This window comes from Streptomyces sp. NPDC029014 (assembly GCF_055564695.1).
Map to the genome: position 1 here is coordinate 1 of NZ_JBVHVT010000179.1, position 5,002 is coordinate 5,002.

The 5,002-nt window shown below is 76.2% G+C and carries 1 protein-coding gene; it reads right to left on the reverse strand.

Annotated features, from left to right (window positions below):
• The coding region (locus tag ACZ4VL_RS40100; RefSeq protein ID WP_468210827.1) for a type I polyketide synthase at positions 1-5,002 on the reverse strand (5,002 nt) is incomplete at both ends.

Below are 5,002 nucleotides of genomic sequence, written 5' to 3' on the forward strand. Positions count from 1 at the left end.
AGCTCCGCCGACAGCTCCGCAGCACCCTCCGCCGCCCCACCGCGACGGGACACCAGCAGCAGACGCCGGACACCCTGCTCGGCCACCAGGTGACGGGCGAACAGCCCGCCCAGCGAACCACTCGCACCCGTCACCAACACCGTGCCCTCGGCGTCCCACACGGCAGCCGCGTCAGCGACCGCGACCGTGGTCCGCGCCAGCCTCGGCACCAGCACCGCGCCCTCACGCACCGCCACCTCGGACTCGCCCGAGGCCAGTACGGCGGGCAGTGCGCGGTGGGACGCGTCGCCGCCGTCGGTGTCGGCCAGGACGATCCGGCCCGGGTTCTCCGACTGCGCGGACCGCAGCAGACCCCACGCCGCGGCGTGCACCAGGTCCGTCGGGCCCTCGCCCGGTACGGCGGCGACCGCGCCCTGCGTCAGGACCAGCAGGCGGGAGTCCGCGAACCGCTCGTCGGACAGCCACTGCTGGAGCAGTGCCAGCACCCGTCCGGTCTCGGCGTGCACCGCAGCCGTGACGTCCTGCGCACCGGTGGCCGGGGACAGCGGGACGCACACCACGGCCGGGTCCGCGGGGGTGGCGAGGGAGTCGTGGGCCTCGTAGCGGACGCCGACGGCGTCCAGGCCCGGGTGGCCGGCCCCGAGCAGGGCCCAGGGGCGCTGCTCGGCCGCGGAGACCGGGGTGACCGGCACGGCCGTCCACTCCACGTGGAACAGCGACTCCTGGCGGCCGCTGCGGGCCGCGCCGATCTGCTCCGGCGAGACCGCGCGCAGCGCCAGCGAGGCGACCGAGGCGACGGGTGCGCCCGCCGGGTCGGCGAGCTCCAGTGCGACTGCGTCGCGGCCGGCCGGGGCCAGCCGGACCCGTACCGCGGAGGCGCCGGCGGCGTGCAGCCGGACTCCGCTCCAGGCGAAGGGCAGCCGCCCCTGGCCGGTGTTCTCGACGAGGGAGCCGAGGCCGGCCGCGTGGAGGGTGGCGTCGAGGAGGGCCGGGTGGAGGCCGAACCAGTCGGCCGTGCCGGCGGTCTCCTCGTCCAGGCCCACCTCAGCGTACACGGCGTCGCCGTGCAGCCAGGCGGAGCGCAGGCCCTGGAAGGCGGGGCCGTAGTCGAAGCCGGCGGCGGCGAGGCCCTCGTAGAGGCCGTCGAGGTCCACCGCTTCGGCTCCGGCCGGCGGCCAGGCCGTGAGGTCGGCCGCCGGGGTCGCGGGGTCGGCGGTGCCGGGGGCGAGGACGCCCGTGGCGTGCCGCGTCCACGTCTGGTCGGCGGCGCTGTCCTCGTCACGGGAGTGCAGGGACAGGGCGCGCCACCCGGAGTCGTCGGCCGCGGCGACGGAGAGCCGCAGCTGGACGCCGCCGCGCTCGGGCAGGACCAGCGGGGCTTCCAGGGTCAGCTCCTCCAGGACCGCGCAGCCGACCTGGTCGCCGGCGCGGACCGCGAGCTCCACGAAGGCGGTGCCGGGCAGGAGGACCGAGCCGAGGACGGCGTGGTCCGCGAGCCAGGGCTGGGTGGCCGTCGACAGCCGGCCGGTGAACAGGTAGCCGTCGGAGTCGGGCAGTTCGACGGCCGCGCCGAGCAGCGGGTGGTCGGTCGCGCCGAGGCCGAAGCCTGCGGCGTCGCCCGGGGCGTGCTGCGCGCCGACGGCGGAGTCGAGCCAGTACCAGTCGCGCTGGAAGGCGTAGGTGGGCAGTTCGGCCTGGCGGGCGCCGGTCGGCGCGAAGTACGCCTCCCAGTCCACGGCGGTGCCGCGGGCGTGGGCCCGGGCGAGGGCGGTCGCCAGGGTCTCGGGCTCGGGGCGGCCGGCACGGAGCACGGGCGCGAAGCCGGCCGTGCCCTCCTCGGTGAGGCAGTCCTGGGCCATCGCCGAGAGCACCCCGTCGGGGCCGAGCTCGACGTACGTGGTCACGCCCGCGGCCTCCAGGGCGCGGACGCCGTCGAGGAAGCGGACGGCCTCGCGGACGTGCCGTACCCAGAAGTCGGCGGAGGCCATCTCGTCGGTGACGGGGGCGCCGGTCAGGTTGGACACGACCGGGATGCGCGGGGCGGCGTACGTCAGCCCCTCCGCGACCTTCCGGAAGTCGGCCAGCATGCCGTCCATGTGCGGCGAGTGGAAGGCGTGGCTGACGGTGAGCCGCTTGGTCTTGCGGCCCCGCGCCTCGAACTGCGCGGCGACGGCTGCGGCCGCGTCCTCGTCACCGGCGACGACCACCGACTGCGGGCCGTTGACCGCGGCGATGTCGACACGGTCGGCGTCGGTCAGCAGCGGCGCGACCTCGTCTTCCGCGGCCTGGACGGCCACCATCGCACCGCCGGCCGGGAGGGCCTGCATCAACCGGCCCCGGGCGGCGACCAGTTCGCAGGCGTCGGCCAGCGGGAACACGCCCGCCACGTGGGCGGCGGCGATCTCGCCGACGGAGTGGCCGGACAGGAAGTCCGGCTTCACGCCCCAGGACTCCAGCAGCCGGAACAGGGCCACCTCGACGGCGAACAGCGCCGGCTGGGTGTACTCCGTACGGTCGAGGAGGGCCGCGTCGTCGCCGAACAGCACGTCCTTCAGCGGGAGTCCGAGCCTCGGGTCCAGCTCGGCGCACACCGCGTCCAGGGCGGCCGCGAACACCGGGTGGGTGGCGTACAGCTCCCGGCCGGTGCCGGGGCGCTGGCTGCCCTGCCCGGTGAACAGGAAGGCGAGCCTCCCGGCGCCGGCGGCGCCCACGGTGTCCCGCGTGACCCCGGCCGGGGCCGGGTCGCCGTCCGCGAGGGCGGCGAGGCCGCGCAGCAGCTCGTCCCGGCCGGCGGCCACGACCACCGCGCGGTGGTCGAAGGCGGCGCGGCGGGTGGCCAGCGAGTAGGCCGTGTCGACGCTGCCTGCCTCGGGCGCGCCCTCCAGGTGGGCGCGGAGGCGGGCCGCCTGGCCGCGCAGCGCGTCCGCCGACTTCGCGGACAGCACGTACGGCAGCATGGGCGCCGGACGGTCGTCCGCCGCGGTCGGGACGCGGTCCTCCGGGGCCTGCTCGATGATCGTGTGGGCGTTGGTGCCGCTGATGCCGAAGGACGACACACCGGCGCGGCGCGGGCGGCCGGTCTCGGGCCACGGCACGGGCTCGGTCAGCAGCGAGACGGCGCCGTCCTCCCAGTCCACGTGCGGGGTCGGCTCGTCCACGTGCAGGGTCTTCGGCAGGACCCCGTGCCGCATCGCCATGATCATCTTGATGATGCCGGCGACACCGGCGGCGGCCTGCGTGTGGCCCATGTTGGACTTGATCGACCCGAGCCACAGCGGCTCGTCGGCGTCGCGCTCCCGGCCGTAGGTGGCCAGCAGGGCCTGCGCCTCGATCGGATCGCCGAGGGTGGTGCCCGTACCGTGCGCCTCGACCACGTCGATGCGGTCGCTGCTCAGCCCGGCGGAGGCGAGGGCCTGCCGGATGACGCGCTGCTGGGACGGGCCGTTGGGGGCGGTCAGGCCGTTGGATGCGCCGTCCTGGTTGATCGCCGACCCGCGGACCACGGCGAGCACCGGGTGGCCGTTGCGGCGGGCGTCCGACAGCCGCTCGACGAGCAGCATGCCCGCGCCCTCGGCCCAGCTGGTGCCGTCGGCGGCCGCCGCGAAGGACTTGATCCGGCCGTCGGCGGCCAGACCGCGCTGGCGGCTGAACTCGGTGAAGGTGCCCGGGGTCGACATGACCGTGACACCGCCGGCCAGTGCCATGGTGCACTCGCCGTTGCGGAGCGCCTGGATCGCCCAGTGCAGGGCGACGAGGGAGGAGGAGCAGGCCGTGTCGACGGTGACCGCCGGCCCCTCCAGCCCGAAGGCGTAGGAGACGCGGCCGGAGGCGATGCTGCCGGAGTTGCCGGTGCCGAGGTACCCCTCGACGCCGTCCGGTACGGAGGTGATCCGGGTGGCGTAGTCGTGGTACATGATGCCCGCGAAGACGCCGGTCCGGCTGCCGCGCACGGTGGCGGGGTCGATGCCGGCCCGCTCGAACGCCTCCCAGGAGGTCTCCAGCAGCAGGCGCTGCTGCGGGTCCATCGCCACGGCCTCGCGCGGGGAGATCCCGAAGAACGCCGGGTCGAAGCGGCCCGCGTCGTGCAGGAAGCCGCCGGAGCGGGTGTAGCTGGTGCCCTTGCCGTCCGGGTCGGGGTCGTAGAGCGACTCCAGGTCCCAGCCGCGGCCCTGCGGGAACTCCGAGATGGCGTCGATGCCGCCAGCCACCAGGCGCCACAGGTCCTCGGGGGAATCGACCCCGCCGGGGTAGCGGCAGCCCATGCCGACGATCGCGATCGGGTCCTCGTGCAGCGGGGCGCCCGGGGAGACGGCCGGCGCCGTCGCGCCTGCGGTCGTGAGCTCGTCCGCGGCCAGGCCCAGGACCTCGGCCATCAGGTAGCCGGCGAGCGCGCTCGGGGTCGGGTAGTCGAAGACGAGCGTGGCGGGCAGCCGCTCGCCGGTGGCGGCGCCGAGCCGGTTGCGCAGCTCGACGGAGGTCAGGGAGTCGAAGCCGAGCTCCTTGAACGCCCGGTCGGCCGGCACCTCGTCGGTGGAGGCGTGGCCGAGGACGGCGGCCACCTCGGCCCGGACCATGTCCAGCAGGGCGGTCTCCCGCTCCTCGGCGGGCAGCCCGGCCAGCCGGGTGCGGAACGCGGAACCGTCACCGGTGGCGCCCTGTCCCGCGGCGGCCCTGCGGGCCGGTACGCGGACCAGGCCGCGCAGCAGGTCGGGGACCATGCCGGTACGGGCCTGGGCGCGCAGGGCGGCCAGGTCGAGCGGGAGCGGGACGAGCAGCGGGTCGGCGGTGCGCCGGGCCGCGTCGAAGAGGGCGAGGCCGGTCTCGGGGGTGAGGGTGCCGATGCCGCCGCGGTTGATGCGCTCGCGGTCGCCGGCGGTGAGCTCGCCGCCCATGCCGCCGACGCCGGTCCACAGGCCCCAGGCCAGCGAGGTGCCCGCCAGGCCGGCAGCCCGGCGGTGCGCGGCCAGGGCGTCCAGGAAGGTGTTGGCCGCCGCGTAGTTGG